Raw genomic sequence first — 23,468 nt, 5'->3', positions numbered from 1 at the left:
AATGTCTCACTCCCATCAGCATCATACCGGTAAGGTCAACGAAAATAAATTGTTGCTCGCCATTGTATTAAACATTGGTATTACTGTTGCTCAGGTTATTGGTGGTTTTATATCAGGAAGTTTGGCATTGCTAAGCGATGCACTTCATAATTTTAGTGACGTTATTTCGTTGTTAGTAAGCTATTTTGCTTCTAAATTATCAAGAAAACAGGCCTCTACCAACAAAACTTTTGGCTATAAACGAGCCGAAATTTTAGCCGCTTTTATCAATGCTTCAACCTTAATAATTATTGCTGTATTATTGATTATTGAATCTGTAAAGCGATTTAACAATCCCGAAGAAATTAATTCAAATTTGGTTATCTGGTTATCAGCTTTGGCTATTGCATTTAATGGCTTTAGTGTGTTGTTGTTAAAAAGTTCGGCTGAAAAAAACATTAATATGAAATCTGCTTATTTACACTTACTAACAGATATGTTAGCAAGTGTTGCAGTTTTAATAGGTGGTTTGTTAATGAAGTTTTATGAAATTTATTGGGTAGATAGTATTTTAACGCTTGCCATTGCTTTATACTTAATTTGGGTAGGTTATGATTTACTTAAGACCAGCACAAAAATGCTCATGTTGTTTACCCCAGATCATATTAAAGTTGAAGACATTGTAAACAGAGTCAACAGTTTGGAAAGGGTTAAGAAACTGCACCATGTTCATGTTTGGTCACTTAACGATGATGAATTACATTTGGAAGCTCATGTAGATTTAAATGAAAATATTTCGGTAGAAGAATTTGATGGTGTTTTAAAATCAATTGAAAAGTTATTAAGCGAAGAGTTTTATATCAATCACATCACCCTGCAACCCGAATACAACAAACAAGATCCAAAAGATATTATAGTACAAGATTAATATGTTAACTTACAGTATTAAAGAATTTAATCAACTTAGTTTAAAGCAACTTTACGATGTTTTACAGTTGCGCAGTGAAGTTTTTGTGGTAGAGCAAAATTGCGTTTATCAAGATTTAGACGGAAAAGACAGCAAAGCATTACATGTATTTGGGTATGATGAAGATGAGCTTGTAGCCTACACAAGGTTATTTAAGCCAGGCCATTATTTCACCGAAGCCAGTATAGGTAGAGTTGTTGTAAAGGCCAATTACCGAAAGTTTGGTTATGGTTACGATGTTATGAACACTTCAATAGACGCCGTAAAACACTACTACAAAACAAATGATATAAGAATTTCTGCTCAGTGTTATTTAAAACAGTTTTATTCTAACTTAAATTTTAAAATTGAAGGTGAAGAATATTTAGAAGATGGCATTCCACATGTTAACATGTTATATAGAGGTTAATCAACAGGAACAATTCTGTTAATTACAATTTCCACACGTCTGTCGTATTTGGCTTCACCGCCAAGCGGAAATTTTCTTCTCATTCCCATGTAACGCATTCTACGAGGATTAACACCTTTTCTGGCTAAATAATCATAAACATATTTGGCCCTCGCCACCGAAAGATTTGGTTTGTTGGTTTTACGATCTAGAGCATCGCGCGTACCTTGCGTACAACATACATGACCTTCTATGGTAAAATACAATTCTTTGCGCTCTACAAGAACTTCGGCGATTTCGTCTAAAACCTTTTTAGATTCGGGTAGTAAATAACTATAGCCTGTTTTAAAAAGGAGATTTTCAATCAGAATTTTATCACCTTCTTTAACATCTCCTTTTAAGATATCTTTGGTTGAAGGCTTTTTGTTTTCAGTTTTTACAACTTCGGGTTCTTTAATTTTTGGAGTAACTATAATTTCAACTTTTCTGTTTAAACCACGAATTTTTTGAACATCCGATTCTTTGATAATTCTCAAAAGTATTTTACCTTTTCCATCTACGTTAGTAATGAGAGATTCTTCAAATTCGTTTTCAGCAATTACTGCTTTGATGGCATCAGCTCTTTGTTGCGAAAGTCTTTCGTTATAAGCATCACTACCGCGGTCATCAGTAAAACCGTAGATTGAAATTTTTTCGATGTCTAGTTCTTCTAATTGGTTTAAGAAGAGTAATAATCTATTGAGCTCGGTTGATAAAATATCGTATTTATCAGTTTCAAAATAGACTTCATGCTTCAAATTTTGTTGTGAAAATGAGACACTTAAAACAAAGAATAATATATAAGCTATCCTGCGCAAACTGTTGATTTTAGTTTAAAAGTAAAAAATATTTTTTATCTAAGGTATTAAATATTTACTGTAAACACTGCTATTACTAACAATCGCCTTAGCTTTAGCAACTTCGGGATTTTTTACAGTGTAATATTTATAAAGGCCTTCTTTATAAAAATAGCGCGTAATAATTTCGTCTGTTAACAGCGACATTAATTGCGATTTATTGGCTTCTATAGCTATGTTTTTATAGGCTTCAATGTCTTTTTTAAGCTGATTGTAACTGTTTAATACTACTGCATCCATTTCCTCTTCTTTTGCTTTTTTTAGGGCTTTTAAAAAAGCCTCTTCTGTTTGGGTTTCAAACTCAAAATTGTTCGATGCCAAATATTGTTTAAAGTCGTTAAAGTCGGCATCGCTCAATTTAAAGTCGTTTAAAACGGTTACCTTGTTTTTATAATAGTATTGGGTTGCGTAATTAAATATAAAGTCGTTTTCTAAAATGGTTTTGGAAATAGGTGTAAGAGCCGATTCTTTTAATTTTTCGTCAGGATCAACACCACCACCGTCGTAAACTGTTCGACCGTTTTTGGTGTTATATGCTGTAAATTGTGATTCGCTTAATCTGGTAGCCTTACCTTGTTCGTCTTTATTCCAATAATCTAATGCCTGGATACATCTTCCTGAAGGCGTGTAATATCTGGAAATAGTAATTTTCATTTGAGTACCGTAGTTGAGCGGTTTTGGTCTTTGTACCAAGCCTTTACCAAAACTTCTGGAGCCAACTATTACACCGCGGTCTAAGTCTTGTAGCGCGCCGGAAACAATTTCGCTGGCCGAAGCACTTCGGTCGTCAATAATGACCACCACAGGGATTTCAGTATCAAAAGCTTCACGTTGTGTGAAATAGGTTTGGTTATACTTTTTAATTTTAGATTTTGTGGTAACGACCAAGGTGTTTTGCGGTACAAAAATGTTTACGATGTTCACAGCTTCCCGCAACAGACCACCCGGATTTCCACGTAAATCAAGAATTAACTTATCTGCACCTTGATTTTTTAAATCTCGCAATGCATTAATGGTTTCGGCTGAGGCCTTTTCGTTAAATTTTCTCAAAACAATATAGCCAACGTTGCCGTCTATTAAGCTGTAATGCGTTACAGCTTTATCTGCGCTTCCAGATCTGGTAATGGTTACATTTTCAGTTTTTCCTTGTCTTAAGTAGGTTAAATTTACGGTACTACCTGCGGCGCCTTCCAGTAAATTTCCGGCATCGTCGTTAAAGTCGGCAACGGTGATGTTATCAACTTTAATTATTTCATCTCCGGCTTTTAGTCCGGCTTTATCTGCCGGCATATCTCTGAAAGGTTCAACAATGATAAGTCTGTCTTTTTTGGTTTTTACCGTGGCACCTATACCTGTAAAATCATTGGTTTGATTGAGCCTTGCTGTTTGTACGTCTTGTTCGTTATAGAATTGTGTATATGGATCCAGTTCATTCAACATGTTTTTAATGGCTGTATCCATCAATTCTGCCGGATTGGTTTCGTCAACATAATTCATGTTGATTTCCTTGTAAAGGGTGGTGAAAATTTCTATTTGTTTGGCTACTTCAAAAAGATTGTTTCTAAACGCAGTTCCGGTGAAGAACACCACAACAAGAAGAACCGGCATCAAGAACTTAGTTTTTAAAATGTATTTTTTCATCTGTTTGGTTTCTTTTATATGACTTTGCTTCAAATGTCTGATCCATTTTAGCTAATGTGATTTTTAGTCAAAAATCACACCATAAATTTAAACAACCTTTTCTTTAAATTTCTTAAACAGTAATTTCATTTTTGAATCTAGAAATTTAAGATTGGGCATTTCTTTGTCTATATACAAAATCATAAACGCATAATGTTTTGAAGTATTGCTAAAATAATGAGCCTTATTAAGTCTGTAAGCCTCGCGCATGAGTCGTTTAATACGGTTTCTGTCTACCGCTTTTTTAAAGTTTCTCTTGCTTACATTCACACCGGTTTTTAACAAAGCATTGTCCTCAAATTGCGTTTCTAAATACACTAATTTTAAAGGATATATAGTAACTGTTTTACCCTTTTCAAAAAGCTGCGTTATAAGTTTTTTGCTTTTGAGTTTTTCGATTTGGCTATAAGATGTATCTATAGGCTTCATGGATGTAAAAGTAGGAAAATGTAGCTATATAACCCTTTAATCTATCACATGACCCAAATCATAGTTTAAACTCAGCTTTTTATATAATTTAACCCTTTACTAATTAATAAATTAAAATATCATGGGAAGTTTAGACGTATCTGTGCTTAATAAAAAGAAAGACAAAGCCCATTATATTCATCAGCTTTTAAAAGATATAGAAGCATTAGATATGATGATTGATCAAAACTTAATTGAGAAGACACCCATAAGAATTGGGGCAGAACAGGAATTTTGTTTGGTAGATCATGAATTCATGCCTCAAAAAAATTCACTTCAGGTACTTGAAACCATAAATGACGAACATTTTACAACAGAAATAGGACAGTACAATTTAGAAATCAATTCAGACCCTATTTTATTTGATAAAGATTGTTTTTCAAAACTTCATAAACAATTAAAAGAGTTGTTAGAAAAGGCAAAAACTGCAGCGGCCGAGCACGATACCAGAATTTGTTTAACAGGTGTGTTACCTACGCTCAGAATTCCGCATGTTTCTGAAGATTATATGACCAAAATTAAGCGCTACGCGGTATTAAACGAAGCCATAAAGGATTCGAGAGGGCAGGATTTCTACATTCACATTAAAGGGGTTGATGAACTGAATTTTTTAAGTGACTCGGTGATGCTTGAGGCTTGTAACACTAGTTTTCAAACACATTTACAAGTTAATCCGGATAATTTTATAGATACCTATAATTGGGCTCAGGCAATTTCGGGTCCGGTTTTAAGTGTTTGTACCAATTCGCCCCTATTATTCGGTAAAGAGTTATGGGCAGAAACGCGAATTGCTTTATTTAACCAAAGTGTTGATACCCGAGCCAACTCATTTGTTTTAAACGAAAAACAATCTAGGGTTAGTTTCGGAACACATTGGGAAAAGGGAACGGTTTCCAGTATTTTTAAAGACAACATTTCAAAGTTTAGAAGCCTCTTGACTTCGGAATTTGAAGGCAATAGTGTTGATGTTTTAAAAAGCGGGACCATTCCCAAACTGAAAGCTTTAAACCTTCATAACGGCACGGTATACCGATGGAATCGCGTTTGTTATGGTGTTGGAGATGGAAAACCTCATCTTAGAATAGAGTGTCGTTATTTACCATCCGGCCCAACTTTAACAGACGAAATAGCTAATATGATGTTTTGGGTTGGCCTTGTTGTTGGTCAATCTAAAGAGTATGAGAAAATTCAGGACAAAATGGATTTTAGAGATGTGCGTTCTAATTTTTACAAAGCGTGTCGCTATGGTGTAGAATCTATTTTGACCTGGAATGGCAAAAAAATAGCAGCGAAGGATTTGATTTTAGATGAACTGTTACCAATGGCTTATCGCGGATTGTACAAAGCGGGGATTTCACCCAAAGATGTAGAACATTATCTCACCATCATTGAAAACAGATTAAAATCATGGACAGGTTCTGAATGGATGGTAAAAAGCTATAGAAACCTTCAAAAGTCAAAAAAATCTTTCGAAGCCTTACAGGTGCTAACTTCTTATATGTATGAAAAACAAGAACACGATTACCCGGTAGATAGTTGGACCTTGTTAGAAGAAGGCATGATGTCTCACTTCAACATCAAACGTATTGTAAAGCATAATATGAACGCCAAAATATTTTCTGTAGGAGAAAAAGACAGTCTTGAATTAGTACTTCATATTATGCAATGGAATAACATTCATCATATACCGGTAATCAATAATCAAAAAGAAATTATTGGTATTTTAAGCTGGAAAGACATTCAAGGTGTAGAAAACGATGAATTGCTTGTTAAGCAAACCGTAAAAGATTTAATGAAAACAACAATCATCACTGTAAGACCAGATCAAACCATTAAAGAAGCCAAAGATCTTATGAAGCTAAATAATATCAGCTGTTTACCGGTTATTTACAAAGGTAAATTGGTAGGTATTATAACTAGCAATGATATTTAGATATATGACCCAAATCACAGAAATTGACATACCAATAAATACGACGATTGACAGAATCTTACATAAAATTGAAGGTGATCAATCAGGACCGGTTATTGTGCTTTTTGGAGGCATTCACGGTAATGAAAAAGCAGGTGTAAAGGCTATCAAAAGCGTATTACCTCAACTAAATTCTTCAAAAATTAAAGGCACAGTTTACGGTATTGCCGGTAACATAGCTGCGCTAAAAGAAAATAAACGTTTTATTATAAAAGACCTGAATAGGCAATGGACCCGAGAGAAATTAAAATCTTTAGAAAAACAAATAGATTATAAAAATGAAGATGCCGAACAAAAAGCACTTTACAGGCTGCTATTGGAGATTCTGAATAATCATACCGGACCATTTTATTTCATTGATTTACACACCACTTCAAGTAAAACAATCCCGTTTATAACCATCAACGATGCGCTCATTAACCGAAGGTTTTCTAATCTGTTTCCGGTGCCAAAAGTGTTGGGAATTGAAGAATATCTTGAAGGTCCTTTATTGAGCTATATCAACCAACTAGGATACGTTTCGTTGGGTTTTGAATCAGGTCAGCACGACGACGAACTTGCTGTTACCAATAGTATTGCTTTTATTAATTTAGCATTGGTTCATACCGAAATTTTAGAAGCTGAAGTCGCAGAAAATGTATCAGTTTACAAAGAATTATTAAGCCAATCAGCAGAAAATAACACAAAAACTTACGAAGTTACCTACCGACACAAGATAGAGCCCAACGAAGATTTTAGAATGTGCGAAGGTTATAAAAGTTTTCAAGATGTGGATGAAGGTATTGTAATTGCTGTAAGCGACGGCGTGTCTATTGCTTTAAAAGAAACCGCAACTTTATTTATGCCACTGTATCAAAAAGCAGGAGAAGACGGTTACTATCTTATTAGGCCTATACCTAAGTTAGCACTAAAACTTTCTGCTATTTTAAGGAAAATAAAATTTGATAATATGCTGGTTTTATTTCCCGGAGTTAGTTGGTACGACAAAACCAAAGAAATTTTGTTGGTCAATACCAGAACCGCGAAATATATGGCCAAACAATTATTTCATTTATTGGGCTACAGAAGTTATCAGTTAGATAAAAACAATATCAAGTTTTATAATCGTGAGCGCATGAGCAAAAAGGCCATGTATAAACATTTGAACTGGTACAAGAGCAGCAGTTTTTAATTTAATCATCTAATAATTTAAAGACTCTTTTTGTTATTATTTTTATCCACATCAGCCATGTGATTTTTTGGATCAATTTCTACGCTTTTCACTTTTTTGGTGGTTTCAAAAGTGTAAGTTGGATAGGCCCATGCCCAATTTTCAATAACAGTTGCGATCGTTGGTTTGTGTCCTCTTGCCATTCTAAGCGGAATGTGAAACGCTTCAGAGCTGTTATCATCGTAAGTAACCATAACATCTAGCGGCATTGGCATCAAACCAATGCGTTCAAGCGTAACTTTGTTACCGTCAATATTGTTTACGGCATAATCTATAGTGTTGGTAGTTTGACCAAAATCTATTAAATACCAGCCCAAATGCATCCCCGAAACTTTTTCGGCAGTTCTAATAAAATCGTTGGGTGTTGGATGTTTAAATGCAAAGTCTTTGAAATATTTTTTAATGGTTTTTTTCAGAGCTTCTTCGCCCATAATATAACCCAACTGTGCCATAAAAACGGCACCTTTACTATAGGCAGATGTACCATAAGCCCCATTGTATTGATATCTGTCTGCATGTGTTGTTAAAGGCTGTTCTACTCCAGAGGTTGCCAATCTTATATATCCGTTATAAGATCCTGCAATTGGATTTTCACGGTTTTGATTCATTACTTCATTCATAGCCATTGAGCTGATGTAAGAAGTAAAACCTTCGTCCATCCATTCGTGTTTAGATTCATTAGTAGCAAGCAAAAACTGAAACCAGGTATGTGCCAATTCATGTGCAGTAACACTAACTAATCCTCCAAAACTTCCTTCTCCAGTGATAAGCGTACACATGGCGTACTCCATACCGCCGTCACCACCTTGAATAACAGAATATTGTTTGTAAGGGTATTCACCAATATGTTTACTGAAATACTCCATGAGTGCCAATGTTTTTGGTTGAAGATTTTTCCAATTCTCTAAATATTGGTCTTCCATGGTTTTCTTGTAAAAGAAATGCAAAACAGGACCATTGGGTACCTGCAATAGATCATGTTTAAAATCTGGATCTGCTGCCCAAGTAAAATCGTGAACATCGGGTGCTATAAAATGCCAAGTCAATTTATTTCCTGATGGTTTTTTAACATTGGTAGTTTCGTAACCGTGTCCAATCTCGTTGGGATTTTGTAAATAACCGGTACCGCCAAGAACGTAGTTTTTATCTATGGTGATTTTAACGTCAAAATTTCCCCAAACACCATGAAACTCTCTGGCAATGTAAGGATCGGCATGCCACCCTTCAAAATCGTATTCGGCTAATTTAGGATACCACTGCGTCATGGAAAGTGCTACACCTTCGGCATTATTTCGGCCGGAGCGTCTAATTTGAACAGGAACTTGACCTTTAAAATCCATATGAAAGGTGGTACTTTCTCCTGGCGCTATCGGTTTGGCCAAGTCAACTTCTAATATGGTACCAACAGTTTTATGAACAATAGAATTACCATCTTGTTCAAGTTTTATAACATTGAGATAACCAATTTCACTAGGTTTTAATTTTGAAATTCTATCACCAACGCGGCTATCAGGATCGGCAATAGTTCTTGAGCGCACATCCATCTCGCTTCCCGGTTGAAAAGCATTAAAAAATAAATGGTAAAAAACACGCCTTAAGGTATCGGGAGAATTGTTGGTGTAAACTAACTCTTGTTTTCCAGTGTATTGATAAGACTTTACATCTACATCAATCTCCATTTTATAATCTGCATGTTGCTGCCAATAACAGTCCTTATTTATGTTTTTTAAATAATGATGCAATTCTTTGTTACTTGTAGCTGTAGTTACAGAACTACCACAAGAAAAGATAGTTAAAAAGAGAAATAAAACGGAGATTCTAAAAGTCATGATTATCAAGTTTTGTTTTACTTAGCCATTTGAGCTGCTAAAATAAGTGCGTTGTAGGCATTGGCAATTCGACCGGTTTTTGATAACTCTTCAAACGCACGAACATCGTTGGCATCGCCACCCACAATAACCTTAAGGTTTAATTTAAGTCCAGATTGTAAAATGACGTCTTTAACCTGGGCGGCAGTTAAGTTCGGATAATAAGAACGAACAAGTGCAGCAATACCTGCAACACCTGGTGCAGCCATTGAAGTACCGCCTTGATGTTTGTATTCATTTTCGGGCATTGTTGAGTAAACAGCGCTTCCCGGCGCAAAAATATCAACGTTTATTTTTCCGTAGTTTGAAAAGTCAGACACCATATTTGATCCGTATTTAGAGGTTAATGACCCAACAGTAATAACGGTATTGGTTATTTCGGGGCCATTATTAATGGCATCGTTAGGGTAGTTGTAGTTGCTGTCTAAATCTTTTCCATCGTTGCCTGCCGCATGCACAAAAACCACATCATTATCACCAGCGTATTTTAGCGCGTCCATTACCCATTGGCTATGAGGAGAGTACGACTTACCAAAGCTGGCATTAATTACTTTTGCACCGTTATCAACGGCATATCTAATAGCCAGAGCAATGTCTTTATCGTATTCGTCGCCGTTAGGAACTGCACGAATGGCCATGATTTCTAAATTGTTGGTAACACCTTGTATACCTAAACCATTGTTTCGGTTGGCCGCAATAATTCCAGCAACGTGTGTGCCGTGACTTTCGTCTTTAACCGATGGTTTTACATTGCCGTTACCGTAGCCGGTATCGTTGATGTTGTTTATATCGTCTCCGGTAGTTCGGCCTCTGAAATCTTTGTTGAGGTTGTAATTTAAGCGGTCGTTAATTTGAGTAAGACCGTCGTTTAGTTCTTTAATAAATGCCGTCATTGATTCCATTTCAAGACTATAAACATATTTAGCTAAACCAACAGCTTGCATTAAATTTTGGTCTTCTGTTTTAACCGCGTTTACATCTTCTTTTGTATAATCTTCTTTTTTGAAATGGGCTGTTAAAGTTTCGTGAGCGCTGTTGACCTGAGTTGCAATTTGATCGTATTGAGCTTTGTAACCCATGTATTTTTGACGCTCTTCTTCATATTCTTTTTGAGCATCGGCGAAGCGTGGATTTGAAGTGTCATTACCTGCTAAAATTCTAACAAATTCTAATTGTTCGTTGTAGGCATCACCCAGAAAATTCCAGCCGTGAATATCATCTACATAACCGTTTCCATCATCGTCAATACCATTATTGGGTATTTCTTTTTTGTTTGTCCAAATTAATCCGCTAAGGTCCTCGTGGTCAATATCAATCCCTGAATCAATTACAGCAACAATCACTTTCGTTCCCTTTTTGTTTTTTATCAGTTCTTCATAAACCGTGTTAACACTCATTCCTGGAATGGTGTCTTTTACAAGGTCTTTATGTTGCCAGTTATTTTTTTCGGCTTCAGTAAGTTCTGATACTTTAAGTGGTGAAGTATCTATGTTTTCAAGTGGCGTTGAAATAATGTTTCCGGCACCGCAGCCAAATAGTAATCCTGTAACGACCAGGCTTAATAAAAATTGATTCAGTTTTGTCATGAGTTGTTATTCAAATTTTGATAATGTTATAAAATATCTTCGCAATTAAATACTTGGTTGAGTCTTACACCTTTTTCTGTGTGTTTAACGGTAATAATTTGGTTGTGAGCGTCATGCTCTAAAAACAGATAGTAGTTGTTATCAGCCGCAATGTTTAAAAACAGTTCTTTTTCGTTTAAAGTTAGCAACGGCCTTGTATCATAGCCCATAACAAAGGGCAATGGAATGTGACCTGCTGTTGGCAATAAATCGGCCATAAAACAAACGGTGTTGCCTTTGTATTTAATGATAGGAATCATTTGTTTATCGGTATGACCGTTGGCAAAGAAAATATCGAATCCTAATTCTGAATTTTCAAGAAAATGGCTATCGGGTAGTGAGGTAAATTTTAATTGACCACTTTCCTCCATCGGTAAAATGTTTTCCTTTAAAAACGACGCCACCTCGCGTCGGTTAGGTTTGGTGGCCCAGTTCCAATGGTCTTGATTACTCCAGAAATGTGCGTTTTTAAATGCGGGTTCTAATATGGTTTTATCTTTGTTCCATTGAACGCTTCCACCGCAGTGGTCAAAATGAAGATGTGTCATAAATACATCGGTAATATCATCGCGGTTAAAGCCGTATTTAGCCAAGGATTTATCAATAGAATCGTCGCCCCATTGATAGTAATAACCAAAGAATTTATCAGATTGCTTATTACCCATACCGGTGTCAACTAAAATTAGTTTGTTGCCGTCTTCAATTAACAAGCATCTGGCGGCAATATCAATCATGTTGTTACTATCGGCCGGATTGGTTTTTTGCCAAAGCATTTTAGGAACAACACCAAACATGGCGCCGCCATCTAATTTAAAATTTCCGGCTTCTATAGGGTATAACTTCATATTGATAATTCAGGCTTCCAAAATACTAAAACTCGCTTAACTTTAAGAGAAAACCGTGTAATTATTAAAATGCTTTTAACATTTTTTACTTCTCAAAAGAACGCGCAGCGAATCGATTAGGAATGTTGCTGTAAAACTATAATGTTATGACTTAATTATATGGAATGTCTTTTTTGTTTATTTAATTTTAAGTGATTTACCCATTTATAGTTTTATCCCGATTCACACTGAAAGGGTTGTTTCCTAAAAAAAATTATTCCCTCTGGCAGAAAAGCAAAATCTTTTGAAATACCTTTTAATTTCCAATCTGAGATTCCCTTTTGCAAAGGCATTGGGCTAATCATTCAACTTTAAAACCGCCATAAATGCTTGTTGTGGAATTTCTACATTTCCAACCTGACGCATGCGTTTTTTACCTTTTTTCTGCTTTTCTAAAAGTTTACGCTTACGCGAAATATCACCGCCATAACACTTGGCTGTTACATCTTTTCTAAGTGCTTTTATAGTTTCTCTAGAAATTATTTTAGCACCAATAGCGGCTTGAATAGGGATATCAAATTGTTGCCTTGGAATTAATTCTTTTAACTTTTCACACATTTTTTTACCAATGTGATAGGCATTATCTGCATGAATTAAAGCCGAAAGCGCATCAACTGTTTGAGCATTCAACAAAATATCAACACGCACCAGTTTTGAGGCACGCATACCAATAGGTGAGTAGTCAAACGAGGCATAACCTTTTGACACTGTTTTTAAACGGTCGTAAAAATCAAAAACTATTTCGGCCAGCGGCATATCGAAGTTAAGTTCTACGCGTTCGGGCGTTAAATAGGTTTGATTGGTGATTTGACCTCTTTTATCGATGCACAAACTCATGACATTACCAACAAAATCGGCTTTGGTAATGATAGACGCTTTTATGTAGGGCTCTTCAACACGGTTTAAGGATGAAGGCTCGGGTAAATCTGTTGGATTGTTAACAATAATGGCTTGATCAGGATTTTTAGTCGTGTAAGCGTGATAAGACACGTTCGGTACCGTGGTGATCACCGTCATATCGAACTCGCGTTCTAATCGCTCCTGAATGATTTCCATATGAAGCATTCCCAAAAAGCCGCATCTAAAACCAAACCCCAAAGCAGCTGAGCTTTCGGGGACAAATACCAACGAGGCATCGTTGAGCTGAAGTTTTTCCATAGAGCTTCTAAGCTCTTCGTAATCTTCTGTATCTACAGGATAAATTCCTGCAAACACCATTGGTTTTACATCTTCAAAACCGGCAATGGCATTTTGTGTAGGATTTTTAGCGTCTGTAATAGTGTCACCAACTTTTACTTCCTTGGCTTCTTTTATTCCGGTTATGAGATAGCCAACATCACCTGCTTTTATCTCGGTTCTTGGAAATTGCTTAAGACGTAAAGTACCAACTTCATCAGCATTATAAGTGTTACCTGTGGCAATAAATTTAATCAACTGATTTTTTTTAATACTGCCATTTAATACTCTAAAATAGGTTTCAACACCGCGAAACGGATTGTAAACCGAATCAAAAATCAATGCTTGTAAAGGTTCGTCAACATTTCCTGTTGGTGGCGGAATACGTTCAATAATAGCCGCTAAAATCTCATCAATTCCCAGTCCGGTTTTTGCACTGGCCGGAATCACATCTTCCGGTTTGCAACCTAATAAATCAACTATATCGTCTGTAACTTCTTCCGGATTGGCACTGGGTAAATCTACTTTATTGAGCACAGGGATGATTTCTAAATCATTCTCTAAAGCCAAATACAAGTTAGAAATGGTTTGTGCCTGAATGCTTTGTGCGGCATCAACAATTAACAGCGCACCTTCGCATGCGGCAATAGACCTCGAAACTTCATAACTAAAATCTACGTGACCCGGAGTATCTATCAGGTTAAGTACATATTGTTCGCCTTTGTATTCGTAGTCCATTTGGATGGCGTGCGATTTGATGGTGATACCGCGTTCGCGCTCCAAATCCATATTATCAAGTAGCTGCTCTTGTTTTTCTCTGTCGGTAACTGAGCCGGTTGCGTCTAAAAGTCTGTCGGCCAAAGTACTCTTCCCGTGGTCTATATGTGCAATTATGCAAAAGTTTCTTATATGCTTCATGTGTTTTTTAAGATGGCAACACCAATATTTCTTGGCAATTTTTTGAATGCAAAGATACGCAAAGCCAATCAATTATTAAGAGAGATTTCATCAGACTAAAATGAACCTTAATTCATTTATTTTGTGCATTTTATCGAATGTGCGGAAAAACCGTAACTCAAAGTAAAAAAGTATTTTTACTTTAGCCGAAATGAAAATGCACACCAATTTGCTGATTCGTCTTATATATTTTAGTTTAATTTTCTCCTTTAACTGGGTTTTTGCACAAGAATACTCACTTTCAGGAAATGTTTTTGATGTTGATAATCAGCCTGTTTCGTTTGCCAACGTTGTGTTATTAAAGCAGAGCGATGCATCGTTTGTTGCAGGAACAATTACAGATCATAAGGGCTTATTCGAATTTAAAAACATTACAAAAGACAAATACATACTCAATATAAGTTTTATTGGATTTAAATCTGAAGTGATTGAAATTGATATTACAGAAGATTTAGTTATTGAAGCGTTGACGCTCCAAGAAGACGCCGAATCACTTTCCGAAGTTAATTTAATTTACAAAAGGCCAACGGTGCAAAAACTCCCAGACCGACTTACCTTCAATATTGCTAACACACCTTTGGTAGAAGGCAACATTTTACAAGTTTTAAAAAGTACGCCCGGCGTTTTGGTGATGGATGGCAACATTATGATAAAAAGTAGTAGTCCTACGGTGTACATCAACAACCGCAAAGTGCAACTCACCAACAGAGAATTGGCGCAATTGCTTGAAAACTCCTCGGCTAACAGTGTTAAGTCAATTGAAGTGATTACTAATCCTTCGGCAAGATACGATGCCGATAGTGGTGTTGTACTCAACATTGTCATGGCCAAAAATTTAGTAACAGGTTACAGAGGTGATGTTTTCAACAACTTCACGCAAGGCGTTTTTCCACGCTACAATTTTGGAACCGGACATTTTTTCAAAAGCGACAAAATCAACCTCAATTTAAACTACAGTTATACCGGCAATAAAATTGATAGAAGAAACGACGATTTTGTTAATTTCTTAGATGCCAATAACAATGTAGAAGAACAATGGCGGTCGTTAATAGATAGAACTACCTGGTCTGAAAATCATAACATCAATTTAAATTTCGATTATTACCTAACCGAAAAATCCACTCTAAGCCTAACATCCACAGCGTCCGTAATGCCTTATTTTAAATATAAAATTAACAATAACACGAGCATAAGAGATAACACCAATAATTTTTTAGGTGGCTTTACCGCCAACAATCTTTCGCGAGACGACAGATTTAACATTGGCACCGATGTAGATTTAAAACACAATTTTGAAAACGATGCGCAATTAACCCTAAATGCTCATTATACCAATTATGATTACAGCCGAAATCAAAATGTGTTTTCAGAGTTTTTTGATGCTAATAATGACTTTGATCGCGCCTCTGAATTTAGAACCTTAGCCAACCAAAACACTGAAATTATTAGCAGTCAGGTAGATTATGAATTGCCATTAAGCGAAACAGCTAGTTTTGAAACAGGTGTTAAGTTTTCAAATGTTCAAACTAATAGTGGCTTGGCACAATTTGACCGTGACTTATCAACGGGAGACGAAACTTTAAATACCCAAAATTCAGACGATTTTGATTATGACGAAAAAGTCTATGCAGCTTACGCCAATTATAGCAAAAGCTGGGAAAAGTGGAGTTTAAATTTAGGATTGAGAGTAGAACAAACCAATATTGAAGGTATTTCTGATTTTGGAAATACCACCAATACTCAAAACTATTTTGAGTGGTTTCCAAATTACAGCATTCAATATGATGCCTCAGACAATTTTAGTATTTACACAAATTATAAGCGCAGTTTACAAAGACCCAGTTATACCAACCTCAATCCGTTTAGGTTTTTCTTAAACGAGAATTATGAAGTCACCGGAAACCCTAATCTGTTACCAGCTTTTAAAAATCATTTTGTGATTGGTACTACCTTGTTTGGCTTATTTACAGTTGAAGCCTATTATATTAGGTATGATGGTAACATTGTTGAATTACCACGACAGGATAACGCTACTAATATCATTTCGTTTGTACCGGTTAATCTTGATGAAACCGTAGACTTTGGGTTCGATTTTTTAACGTATTTTAATGTTACAGACCGTTGGAGTATTTACTTTGTTAACTCCATATTCAATATGAGAGAATCTACCAATTTTGGTGACGGATTTGTAGATATTAATCAATGGACCAATTATACAGTGTTGAGTAATGATTTTACCTTTTTAAAAGACGATAGTCTATCGGTTAATTTTGCGGTGTCTTTAATCACAACCGATTTACAAGGCTTGAGATTAGTAGAAGAAAGACTTTTTTCTTCCCTTAGTTTTTCGAAAACTCTATTTAAGAAGAAAGCTATTTTGAGTTTAACTTTTGAAGATTTATTTAATTATCAAAACCAATTTACAACTACGCAGTATCTAAATCAGTTTAATCAAGACAACACGCTCTTAGACAGCCGCACCGTCACCCTTGGATTTAGATATAAATTTGGAAACACAGGCTTACAAACCAATGAACGCGGCATGAGCAAAGACGAACGAGATAGAATTAAAGATTTTAACTAATCTTGCCATTCGGCAATAAATAAGTTGGTATCTCTTGTGCCACCGTTATTGCGATTTGAAGAAAACACCAAATATTTACCATCGTTTGAAAATACCGGGAAGGCTTCAAAAGTTTTACCGTAGGTAACGCGTTTTAAATTTTTACCGTCAATATCAATCATGTATAAATTAAAAGGAAATCCCATTGGTGCTTCAAAGTTTGAAGAAAACAGGATTTTCTCCCCGGATGGGTGAAAAAACGGACTCCAATTGGCATTGCCCAAAAAGGTAAGTTGCCTTAAATCGCTGCCGTCGGCGTTGCAAATGTACAGCTCCATATCGGTGGGCTCTACCAAACCTTTGGCTAATAAGTCTTTATATTTTTTAACTTCGGGTTCAGTTTTTGGTCTTGACGATCTAAATATGAGCTTGCTACCATCGGGCGAAAAGAAAGCACCGCCATCGTAACCTAACTCATTTGTTATTTGTTTGACATCGCTACCGTCAATATTCATGGTATACAACTCCAAATCGCCACTGCGCATTGAGGTAAACACAATTTTATCACCTTTAGGAGACACCGTTGCTTCGGCATCATAACCAGGTTCATTTGTGAGTTGCTTAACTATATTGCCTTGTAAATCGGCCACAAAAATGTCGTAGGTGTCGTAAATTGGCCAAACATAGTTACCGTTTTCTCTCAATGGTACTTCAGGGCATGATCCTCCTCCTAAATGCGTTGAGGCATAAACAATATGTTGGTTATCAGGCAAAAAATAGGCACAGGTGGTTCTACCTAATCCGGTGCTAACCATTGGCGGTTGGCTGTTTTCAAAGGTGTCGTCAACATTCATAACAAACATTTGGTCGCATGCAACACCCCATTTGTCGTAGTTAGATTGAAACACCAGATGCTTATCGTCAAAACTCCAATAAGCCTCGGCATTATCGCCACCAAAAGTTACTTGTCTTAAAGACTTAAAATTTGTTTCACCGGGAAAAATAAGCGAGGCTTGGCTACTTACAACTTCTAATTCTTCAGGGTTTGAAGAAGTTTGTTGTTCATTTAAATTGTCTTTACAGGCATTCATTGAAATTAATAATGCAATAACCAGTAATTGTGTTTTCTTCATTATGAATGGTCTAAAAAAAATGGTAATTATTCTCTAATTTTGCACAAAAATAAATATTAAACCTATGAGACTTATACTCCTTGTTATTTTTTTCGTTTCACTTTTTTCTTGTAAGCAAAATCCAACCTATAAAAACCTTCTTGAAACCGATGTTGTTTTTTTAGCCGATGACCAATTGGAAGGCAGACAAACCGGTACCGAAGGCGAAATAGCAGCCTCCAACTATATCGTTAAACGATTTAAAGAAATAGGTCTTCAACCCAAAGGAACTGAAGGTTTTTTGCAGCCTTTTTCATTCAAACCAAAAACAGATCCGCATAAAGAAGTAGAGTTTACAACCAACGAAGACGGCACCATTACAGGCCGAAATGTTTTAGGATATTTAGATAACGGAGCCGAAAATACTGTGATAATTGGTGCGCATTATGACCATTTGGGTTACGGTGGCGAAGGGTCTCTTTTTAGAGGCGAGGAGAAAGCCATTCACAACGGTGCCGATGATAATGCCAGTGGCGTAGCAGTGATGCTGGACCTGGCATCAAAAATTGTATTAGACCCCATCAATTTTAAAAATAACAACTACCTCTTTATGGCCTTTTCGGGAGAAGAAATGGGGTTGTTAGGTTCTAACTACTTTGTTAAAAATGCGACCGTAGATACCAAAACGGTTAATTATATGATTAATATGGATATGGTGGGCAGACTAAAGGCAGACAGTACTTTGGCTATTTATGGTACGGGTACATCACCTATTTTTAAACAAGTAATTAATGCGCATAACAAAGGATTTAAAATAGTTGAAAACGAAAGTGGCGTTGGTCCATCAGACCACACGTCTTTTTACTTAACCGATATTCCGGTATTGCATTTTTTTACCGGTCAACATGAAGATTATCACAAGCCAAGCGACGATTCTGATAAATTGAATTATGAAGGGATGAACATGATTTCAGAATATATTTTTGACATTATTAAAGACCTTGACGACGACGAAAAGTTAGCCTTTAGAACCACCAAAAACGAAAGTGAAGAAACCCCAAGATTTAAAGTTGGGTTAGGCGTTGTTCCCGATTATTTGTATGATGGCGAAGGCATGCGTATTGATGGCACCAGAGAAGACACTCCCGCATTTGCAGCAGGTTTACAAAAGGGTGACGTGGTTACCAAATTAGGCGACAGCGCCGTGACTGATATGATGAGCTACATGCGCGCACTTTCAGTTTTTGATAAAGGTGATGAAACGACCATCACAGTTACCAGAGGAAACGAAATTATTGAAGCTGTGGTGAAGTTTTAAATTGTTGATTAATTATTTTAAGACTAAAATTTTTATATCCGATCTTCTTTAGACCTCACAGGTTTTGAAAACCTGTGAGGTCTTTATTAGACAATGTTTATCCCTAAAAAACAGAATTTTATAAAATTATTTTTATCAGGAAACAAAAGTTTCTATTCATAAATTATTCAAGTGCTCGCAACCCTTTCAGGGTTTCAAACCCTGAAAGGGTTTAATAACAATAAAACACAGGGTTCAAAATCATTGCAAGTTGTTTTTTACAATTAATCGTATATTTGATACTATCAAATGATACTATCAAAATGAAACCACCATACGAGATATCCACGAAAATATTATATCTTATCACTACTATTTCAGAAAAGATAGGAGAAATAAATGCTCATTATTTAAACAAACCCTCACCAACTTTAAGAAAACAAAACAGAATAAAAACAATTCATGCATCGCTAAAAATTGAAGGCAATACTTTAACCGAATCACAAATTACAGCCATACTTGATGGCAAAAGAGTTATTGGCCCTAAACAGGATATTATTGAAGTTTTAAATGCCAATAGCATTTACGAAAATTTAAAAAATTACAGTCCATATAGCGAACAATCTTTTTTAAAGGCGCATCAAGATTTAATGAAAAATCTTATTGAGTTCCCCGGCGCGTATCGTAAGCAGACGATTGGAATTTTAACAGGCTCAAAAGTTGAACACGTAGCACCACCGTTTGAAAATGTGCCCTTTTTAATGAAAGAACTTTTTAAATATCTGAAGCAATCAAACGATATAGAACTTATAAAAAGCTGTGTGTTTCATTACGAACTGGAGTTTATTCACCCGTTTTTAGATGGTAATGGCAGAATGGGCAGACTGTGGCAAACACTTGTATTAATGAACAAATATCCAATATTCGAATTTTTACCCTTTGAGACCATTATTAGCCAAACCCAAAAAGACTATTATCGCGCATTAGCACAAAGCGATAAAGCGGGAAATTCAACTGCTTTTATCGAGTATATGTTAGGCGTGATTAACAATGCTATGGTTCAACTTTTAAATTTCAACAACCGAACTCTTACTGAAAATGACCGTTTAGAATACTTCATTTCTCTAAACATAAATGAATTCTCCAGGAAGGATTATATGAATATTTTTAAAGATATTTCATCGGCTACCGCAAGCCGAGATTTGAAAAAAGGAGTTCAGTTAGGCTTGTTCAAGAAAACAGGTGCTGTGAATAAAACAATATACTATATAATTTAGCTTTACAACGAACAATGAAAAATAAGTCTTAAAAAAGTCCTCACAAATATGATAAAAACACCTAATGGCTTGATTACCAAAATTCACCTGATTATTTCAATAGTTATTGTCATTCCTGTTGCCTTAATTTATGGTTTTAACCCCGAATTATTGTTTGATGTTTCAGTTAAAACCAACGACGAACATAGCGTATTCAAGGCCATTTCAGGAATATATTTAGGGTTTTCATTATTGTGGATCTTAGGTGTTTTTAATTCGTCTTACTTAAAAACAGCATTAATTTCTAACGTTATTTTTATGTTGGGTCTGGGTTTTGGAAGGTGTTTCAGTATAGTAATTGATGGCTTTCCGGGCACATTCTTTTTATATGGAACTATTGGTGAAATGATTCTTGGCATTTATGGCCTTTGGGTATTGAATACGATTTATTCTGAATAAAAGTCAGTTATCTAAAAATGTTTTAGCTTTGCACCAAAAGTTATTGACTTGGTTAAAATAGGCAACATAGAATTACCCGATTTTCCATTGCTTTTGGCACCAATGGAAGATGTGTCTGATCCGCCATTTCGTGCCTTGTGCAAAGAGCAAGGCGCAGATGTGGTCTACACAGAATTTGTCTCAAGCGAAGGCCTGATTAGAAATGCTGCTAAAAGCGTGATGAAGCTGGATATCTACGACAAGGAACGCCCTGTTGGAATTCAGATATTCGGTGCTAACCTCGACAGTATGTTGCAAACCATTGATATTGTTGAAGCCACAAAACCAGATATTATTGATATTAATTTTGGTTGTCCGGTAAAAAAAGTGGTGAGTAAAGGCGCCGGTGCCGGTATTTTAAAAGATGTCTGCCTGATGGAAAGCCTAACGGCCGAAATGGTAAAACGCACTAATATTCCGGTAACTGTAAAAACCAGATTGGGCTGGGATCACGATTCTATTAGAATTGTTGAAGTAGCCGAACGTCTTCAGGATGCCGGTATCAAAGCCATTTCAATTCACGGTAGAACCAGAGCGCAAATGTACAAAGGTGAAGCCGATTGGCGACCCATTGCAGAAGTTAAAAACAACCCGCGAATGCACATTCCTGTATTTGGTAACGGAGATGTTAACACCCCCGAACGCGCAGTAGAAATGCGTGATATTTACGGTTTAGATGGCGCTATGATTGGTCGTGCCAGTATTGGTAACCCTTGGTTTTTTAAGCAGGTGAAGCACTTTTTTAAAACCGGAACACATTTGCCACCCATAAGTTTAGAAGATAGGGTTGAAGCTGCCCGCAGACATTTACAAATGTCTATTGACTGGAAAGGCGAAACCTTAGGCGTTTTTGAAACCAGACGCCATTATACCAATTACTTTAAAGGCATTCCCGATTTTAAAGAATATCGCACTAAAATGGTAACCAGTGATAAAGCCGAAGATGTTTTTGCTGCCTTTGATGAGGTACTAGAAGTATTTGCAGGCTATCAGTTTGCTGAATAATTACAGACTTTGCAATAATTTTTTATTAATTCTGGCCGAAGCAATTTTTGCGGCAATTAGCCCAAGAATAGTAATGGTTAATAAAACAATTACCAAATTCCAGACTTTAATCTCAACCGGATAGGGTAGAGAAGGTGTGATCATAACGAGTTCAAGCGTATGTTGTAACCACACTATGATTAAACCTAAAACCAGTCCGATAATACCACTAATTAGCGTCATTAAACTCCCTTGAATAAAAAAGATGCGTTTGATGGTGGACGCATTAGCACCCAGATTAAAGAGCGTATTAAGCGATTTTTTCTTGTCTAAAATCATCATAATAATGGCGCCAATAACGTTAAACAGTGCAATAATAATTACCAAGGTAAAAATGAGATATACTGCTAAATTTTCGGTGTTGAGCATTTTGTATAAAGCGTCGTTGAGTTGAACCCTATTTTTAATAACCACTTCGTCTTTAATAATGTTTGTAAGCGCACTTCTTATAGAAGTTTCTTTGGCATTGGGTTGGAATTTTACTTCAAGAGCGCTAATGATATCTTCAGAATAGTTTAATAGAATTTTGGCCGTATTAATATCGGCAAAAATATATTTTTGGTTCATTTCTTCATTAATATCAAACAAACCAACATTCACTACATTAATGGAGTTAAAAGCACCTTTAACCGAAGTAATTTGGCCGCTTCCGGGTTTAGGTACGTAAATTTCTAAACTTCGGCTAAAATCCAGCACCCCAAACGATAGTTCGTTTGAAATGCCCCAACCCGAAACTACCTGTAAGCTGTTGTTTTCAAGCCAACTACCCTGAGCTACCATTTGTTTAATTCCCGTAACTTTATGGTAATTAGAATCGACCCCTTTTAGAGTGGCCAAAACATTTTTGTTGTCTACCGAAATAACCACGCGCTCCTCCACAATTTTAGAGATGTTGGCCACGCCATCAAGGGCTTCAATTTTATTTAAGGTGGCCTTATCTAAGCTGAAGGTTTTGCCCTGTGCTGGCATTACTTTTAAATCCGGATCCACAAACGAGCTAAAACTTAAGCTAAACGTTTTTAATCCGGCAAAGCCTGAAAGCACAATGAAAAGTGCTGCCGAAGCAATCACAATTCCTGCCGACGCAATAAGCGTCATGATGTTAATAGCATTGGTGCTGCTTTTAGAACGCAGATAACGTTTGGCTATATAAAATGAAACACTCAATTAAGACTTTTTTCGTTTGTCGAGTAAATTGGGATTTTTAATAGGGTTGTCCTCGCCCTTAAGCGAACGGTCAATGCGGTCCATATATTCTAAGCTGTCGTCAATAAAAAACTCCAGTTGTGGCATGCGTCGCAATTGATGTCTGGTGCGTTGCGCCAGTTCGTGCTTAATAAGTGGGGTTTTGGTGCGAATCTCTTCAATTAAACCTTTAGCTTTATCATTTGGGAAAATACTGAGATAGGCCTTGGCAATAGACAAATCGGAGGTGACTTTAATTTTACTTACCGAAATGATAATACCTTTTACACCACCGGCGTTGAGTTCAGCCTGAAGCACCTCGGCCAGATCTTGTTGTAAAATACCCGCTATTTTCTTTTGTCTGTTACTTTCCATGCTGCAAAATTAAGGCATTTGTGCAATTTCTGTGCTATCTTTGTAAAGCTAAGTTAAAATTACCGTAT

Annotated in this window: 19 protein-coding genes; 9 read left to right on the top strand and 10 right to left on the bottom strand. The window is 36.2% G+C overall.

Going from position 1 to position 23,468, the window contains the following annotated elements:
• Position 1: 1 nt before the first annotated feature.
• Both FJ651_RS05155 and FJ651_RS05150 read left to right on the top strand, forming a co-directional pair.
• On the top strand, positions 2-907 hold the full coding sequence (locus tag FJ651_RS05155) for a cation diffusion facilitator family transporter (protein ID WP_140989365.1): 906 nt from the start codon (positions 2-4) through the stop codon (positions 905-907).
• Between the two features lies 1 nt (position 908).
• Positions 909-1,355, top strand: a complete 447-nt coding sequence (locus FJ651_RS05150; RefSeq protein ID WP_140989364.1) for a GNAT family N-acetyltransferase — start codon at positions 909-911, stop codon at positions 1,353-1,355.
• Here the strand turns inward: FJ651_RS05150 and FJ651_RS05145 are convergent.
• From FJ651_RS05145 to rnpA, 3 genes are all read right to left on the bottom strand, one after another.
• Entirely contained in the window at positions 1,352-2,131 is a 780-nt protein-coding gene (locus FJ651_RS05145; RefSeq protein WP_246085306.1) for an OmpA family protein, read from the bottom strand. The two genes, FJ651_RS05150 and FJ651_RS05145, sit on opposite strands and share 4 nt — an antisense overlap.
• 99 nt (positions 2,132-2,230) lie before the next feature.
• Positions 2,231-3,871 (bottom strand): S41 family peptidase, encoded by a 1,641-nt coding sequence (locus tag FJ651_RS05140; protein ID WP_140989360.1) that lies wholly within the window; start codon positions 3,869-3,871, stop codon positions 2,231-2,233.
• Between the two features lie 87 nt (positions 3,872-3,958).
• The gene (gene rnpA / locus FJ651_RS05135; protein WP_317130878.1) at positions 3,959-4,339 is read right to left on the bottom strand and encodes a ribonuclease P protein component; all 381 of its coding nucleotides are present in this window, start codon (positions 4,337-4,339) and stop codon (positions 3,959-3,961) included.
• Positions 4,340-4,460: 121 nt separating this feature from the next.
• Between rnpA and FJ651_RS05130 the strand changes: the two genes are divergently transcribed.
• Together FJ651_RS05130 and FJ651_RS05125 are read left to right on the top strand one after the other, a co-directional pair.
• Positions 4,461-6,311 carry a CBS domain-containing protein gene (locus FJ651_RS05130; RefSeq protein WP_140989359.1) on the top strand — a complete coding sequence of 617 codons (1,851 nt, stop codon included), beginning with the start codon at positions 4,461-4,463 and terminating at the stop codon, positions 6,309-6,311.
• A gap of 4 nt (positions 6,312-6,315) precedes the next feature.
• Positions 6,316-7,521 carry a succinylglutamate desuccinylase/aspartoacylase family protein gene (locus FJ651_RS05125; protein WP_140989358.1) on the top strand — a complete coding sequence of 402 codons (1,206 nt, stop codon included), beginning with the start codon at positions 6,316-6,318 and terminating at the stop codon, positions 7,519-7,521.
• 17 nt (positions 7,522-7,538) lie between these two features.
• On the opposite strand, the gene FJ651_RS05120 is transcribed toward FJ651_RS05125, so the two are convergent.
• The 4 genes from FJ651_RS05120 to lepA all read right to left on the bottom strand — a co-directional run bounded on the left by FJ651_RS05120 (position 7,539) and on the right by lepA (position 14,031).
• Positions 7,539-9,389 (bottom strand): M1 family metallopeptidase, encoded by a 1,851-nt coding sequence (locus FJ651_RS05120; protein WP_140989356.1) that lies wholly within the window; start codon positions 9,387-9,389, stop codon positions 7,539-7,541.
• 17 nt (positions 9,390-9,406) lie between these two features.
• Complete coding sequence (locus tag FJ651_RS05115; RefSeq protein ID WP_140989354.1) at positions 9,407-11,014, bottom strand: S8 family peptidase; 1,608 nt, start codon at positions 11,012-11,014, stop codon at positions 9,407-9,409.
• Between the two features lie 26 nt (positions 11,015-11,040).
• A complete protein-coding gene (locus FJ651_RS05110; RefSeq protein WP_140989352.1) occupies positions 11,041-11,898 on the bottom strand; it encodes an MBL fold metallo-hydrolase in 858 nt (285 codons plus the stop codon).
• Positions 11,899-12,234: 336 nt separating this feature from the next.
• Positions 12,235-14,031 (bottom strand): translation elongation factor 4, encoded by a 1,797-nt coding sequence (gene lepA, locus FJ651_RS05105; RefSeq protein ID WP_140989350.1) that lies wholly within the window; start codon positions 14,029-14,031, stop codon positions 12,235-12,237.
• A gap of 190 nt (positions 14,032-14,221) precedes the next feature.
• Between lepA and FJ651_RS05100 the strand changes: the two genes are divergently transcribed.
• Positions 14,222-16,654: a TonB-dependent receptor domain-containing protein gene (locus tag FJ651_RS05100; RefSeq protein ID WP_140989348.1), complete on the top strand. Its 2,433-nt coding sequence runs from the start codon at positions 14,222-14,224 to the stop codon at positions 16,652-16,654.
• Here FJ651_RS05100 and FJ651_RS05095 read toward each other — a convergent pair.
• Complete coding sequence (locus tag FJ651_RS05095) at positions 16,651-17,766, bottom strand: TolB family protein (protein WP_140989346.1); 1,116 nt, start codon at positions 17,764-17,766, stop codon at positions 16,651-16,653. The genes FJ651_RS05100 and FJ651_RS05095 overlap by 4 nt on opposite strands.
• A 64-nt stretch (positions 17,767-17,830) precedes the next feature.
• Here FJ651_RS05095 and FJ651_RS05090 point away from each other — a divergent pair, with 64 nt between their 5' ends.
• The 4 genes from FJ651_RS05090 (at position 17,831) to dusB (ending at position 21,801) form a co-directional block, all read left to right on the top strand.
• Positions 17,831-19,063: a M28 family peptidase gene (locus FJ651_RS05090; RefSeq protein WP_140989345.1), complete on the top strand. Its 1,233-nt coding sequence runs from the start codon at positions 17,831-17,833 to the stop codon at positions 19,061-19,063.
• A gap of 302 nt (positions 19,064-19,365) precedes the next feature.
• On the top strand, positions 19,366-20,319 hold the full coding sequence (locus FJ651_RS05085) for a Fic family protein (RefSeq protein ID WP_140989343.1): 954 nt from the start codon (positions 19,366-19,368) through the stop codon (positions 20,317-20,319).
• A gap of 48 nt (positions 20,320-20,367) precedes the next feature.
• Positions 20,368-20,757 carry a DUF4345 domain-containing protein gene (locus FJ651_RS05080; RefSeq protein WP_140989341.1) on the top strand — a complete coding sequence of 130 codons (390 nt, stop codon included), beginning with the start codon at positions 20,368-20,370 and terminating at the stop codon, positions 20,755-20,757.
• 48 nt (positions 20,758-20,805) lie between these two features.
• Positions 20,806-21,801: a tRNA dihydrouridine synthase DusB gene (dusB, locus tag FJ651_RS05075; RefSeq protein ID WP_140989340.1), complete on the top strand. Its 996-nt coding sequence runs from the start codon at positions 20,806-20,808 to the stop codon at positions 21,799-21,801.
• Here the strand turns inward: dusB and FJ651_RS05070 are convergent, their stop codons facing one another.
• Both FJ651_RS05070 and rbfA read right to left on the bottom strand, forming a co-directional pair.
• Positions 21,802-23,007: an ABC transporter permease gene (locus FJ651_RS05070; protein ID WP_216746085.1), complete on the bottom strand. Its 1,206-nt coding sequence runs from the start codon at positions 23,005-23,007 to the stop codon at positions 21,802-21,804.
• On the bottom strand, positions 23,008-23,400 hold the full coding sequence (gene rbfA, locus FJ651_RS05065; RefSeq protein WP_140989338.1) for a 30S ribosome-binding factor RbfA: 393 nt from the start codon (positions 23,398-23,400) through the stop codon (positions 23,008-23,010).
• Positions 23,401-23,468 lie beyond the last annotated feature (68 nt).

The sequence above is a fragment of the Paucihalobacter ruber genome (assembly GCF_006494535.1).
In the GTDB taxonomy this organism is placed as follows: Bacteria; Bacteroidota; Bacteroidia; order Flavobacteriales; family Flavobacteriaceae; genus Paucihalobacter; species Paucihalobacter ruber.
Note: the sequence above shows the minus strand (reverse complement) of the source record. Positions and strands in the feature narration are given on the sequence as shown.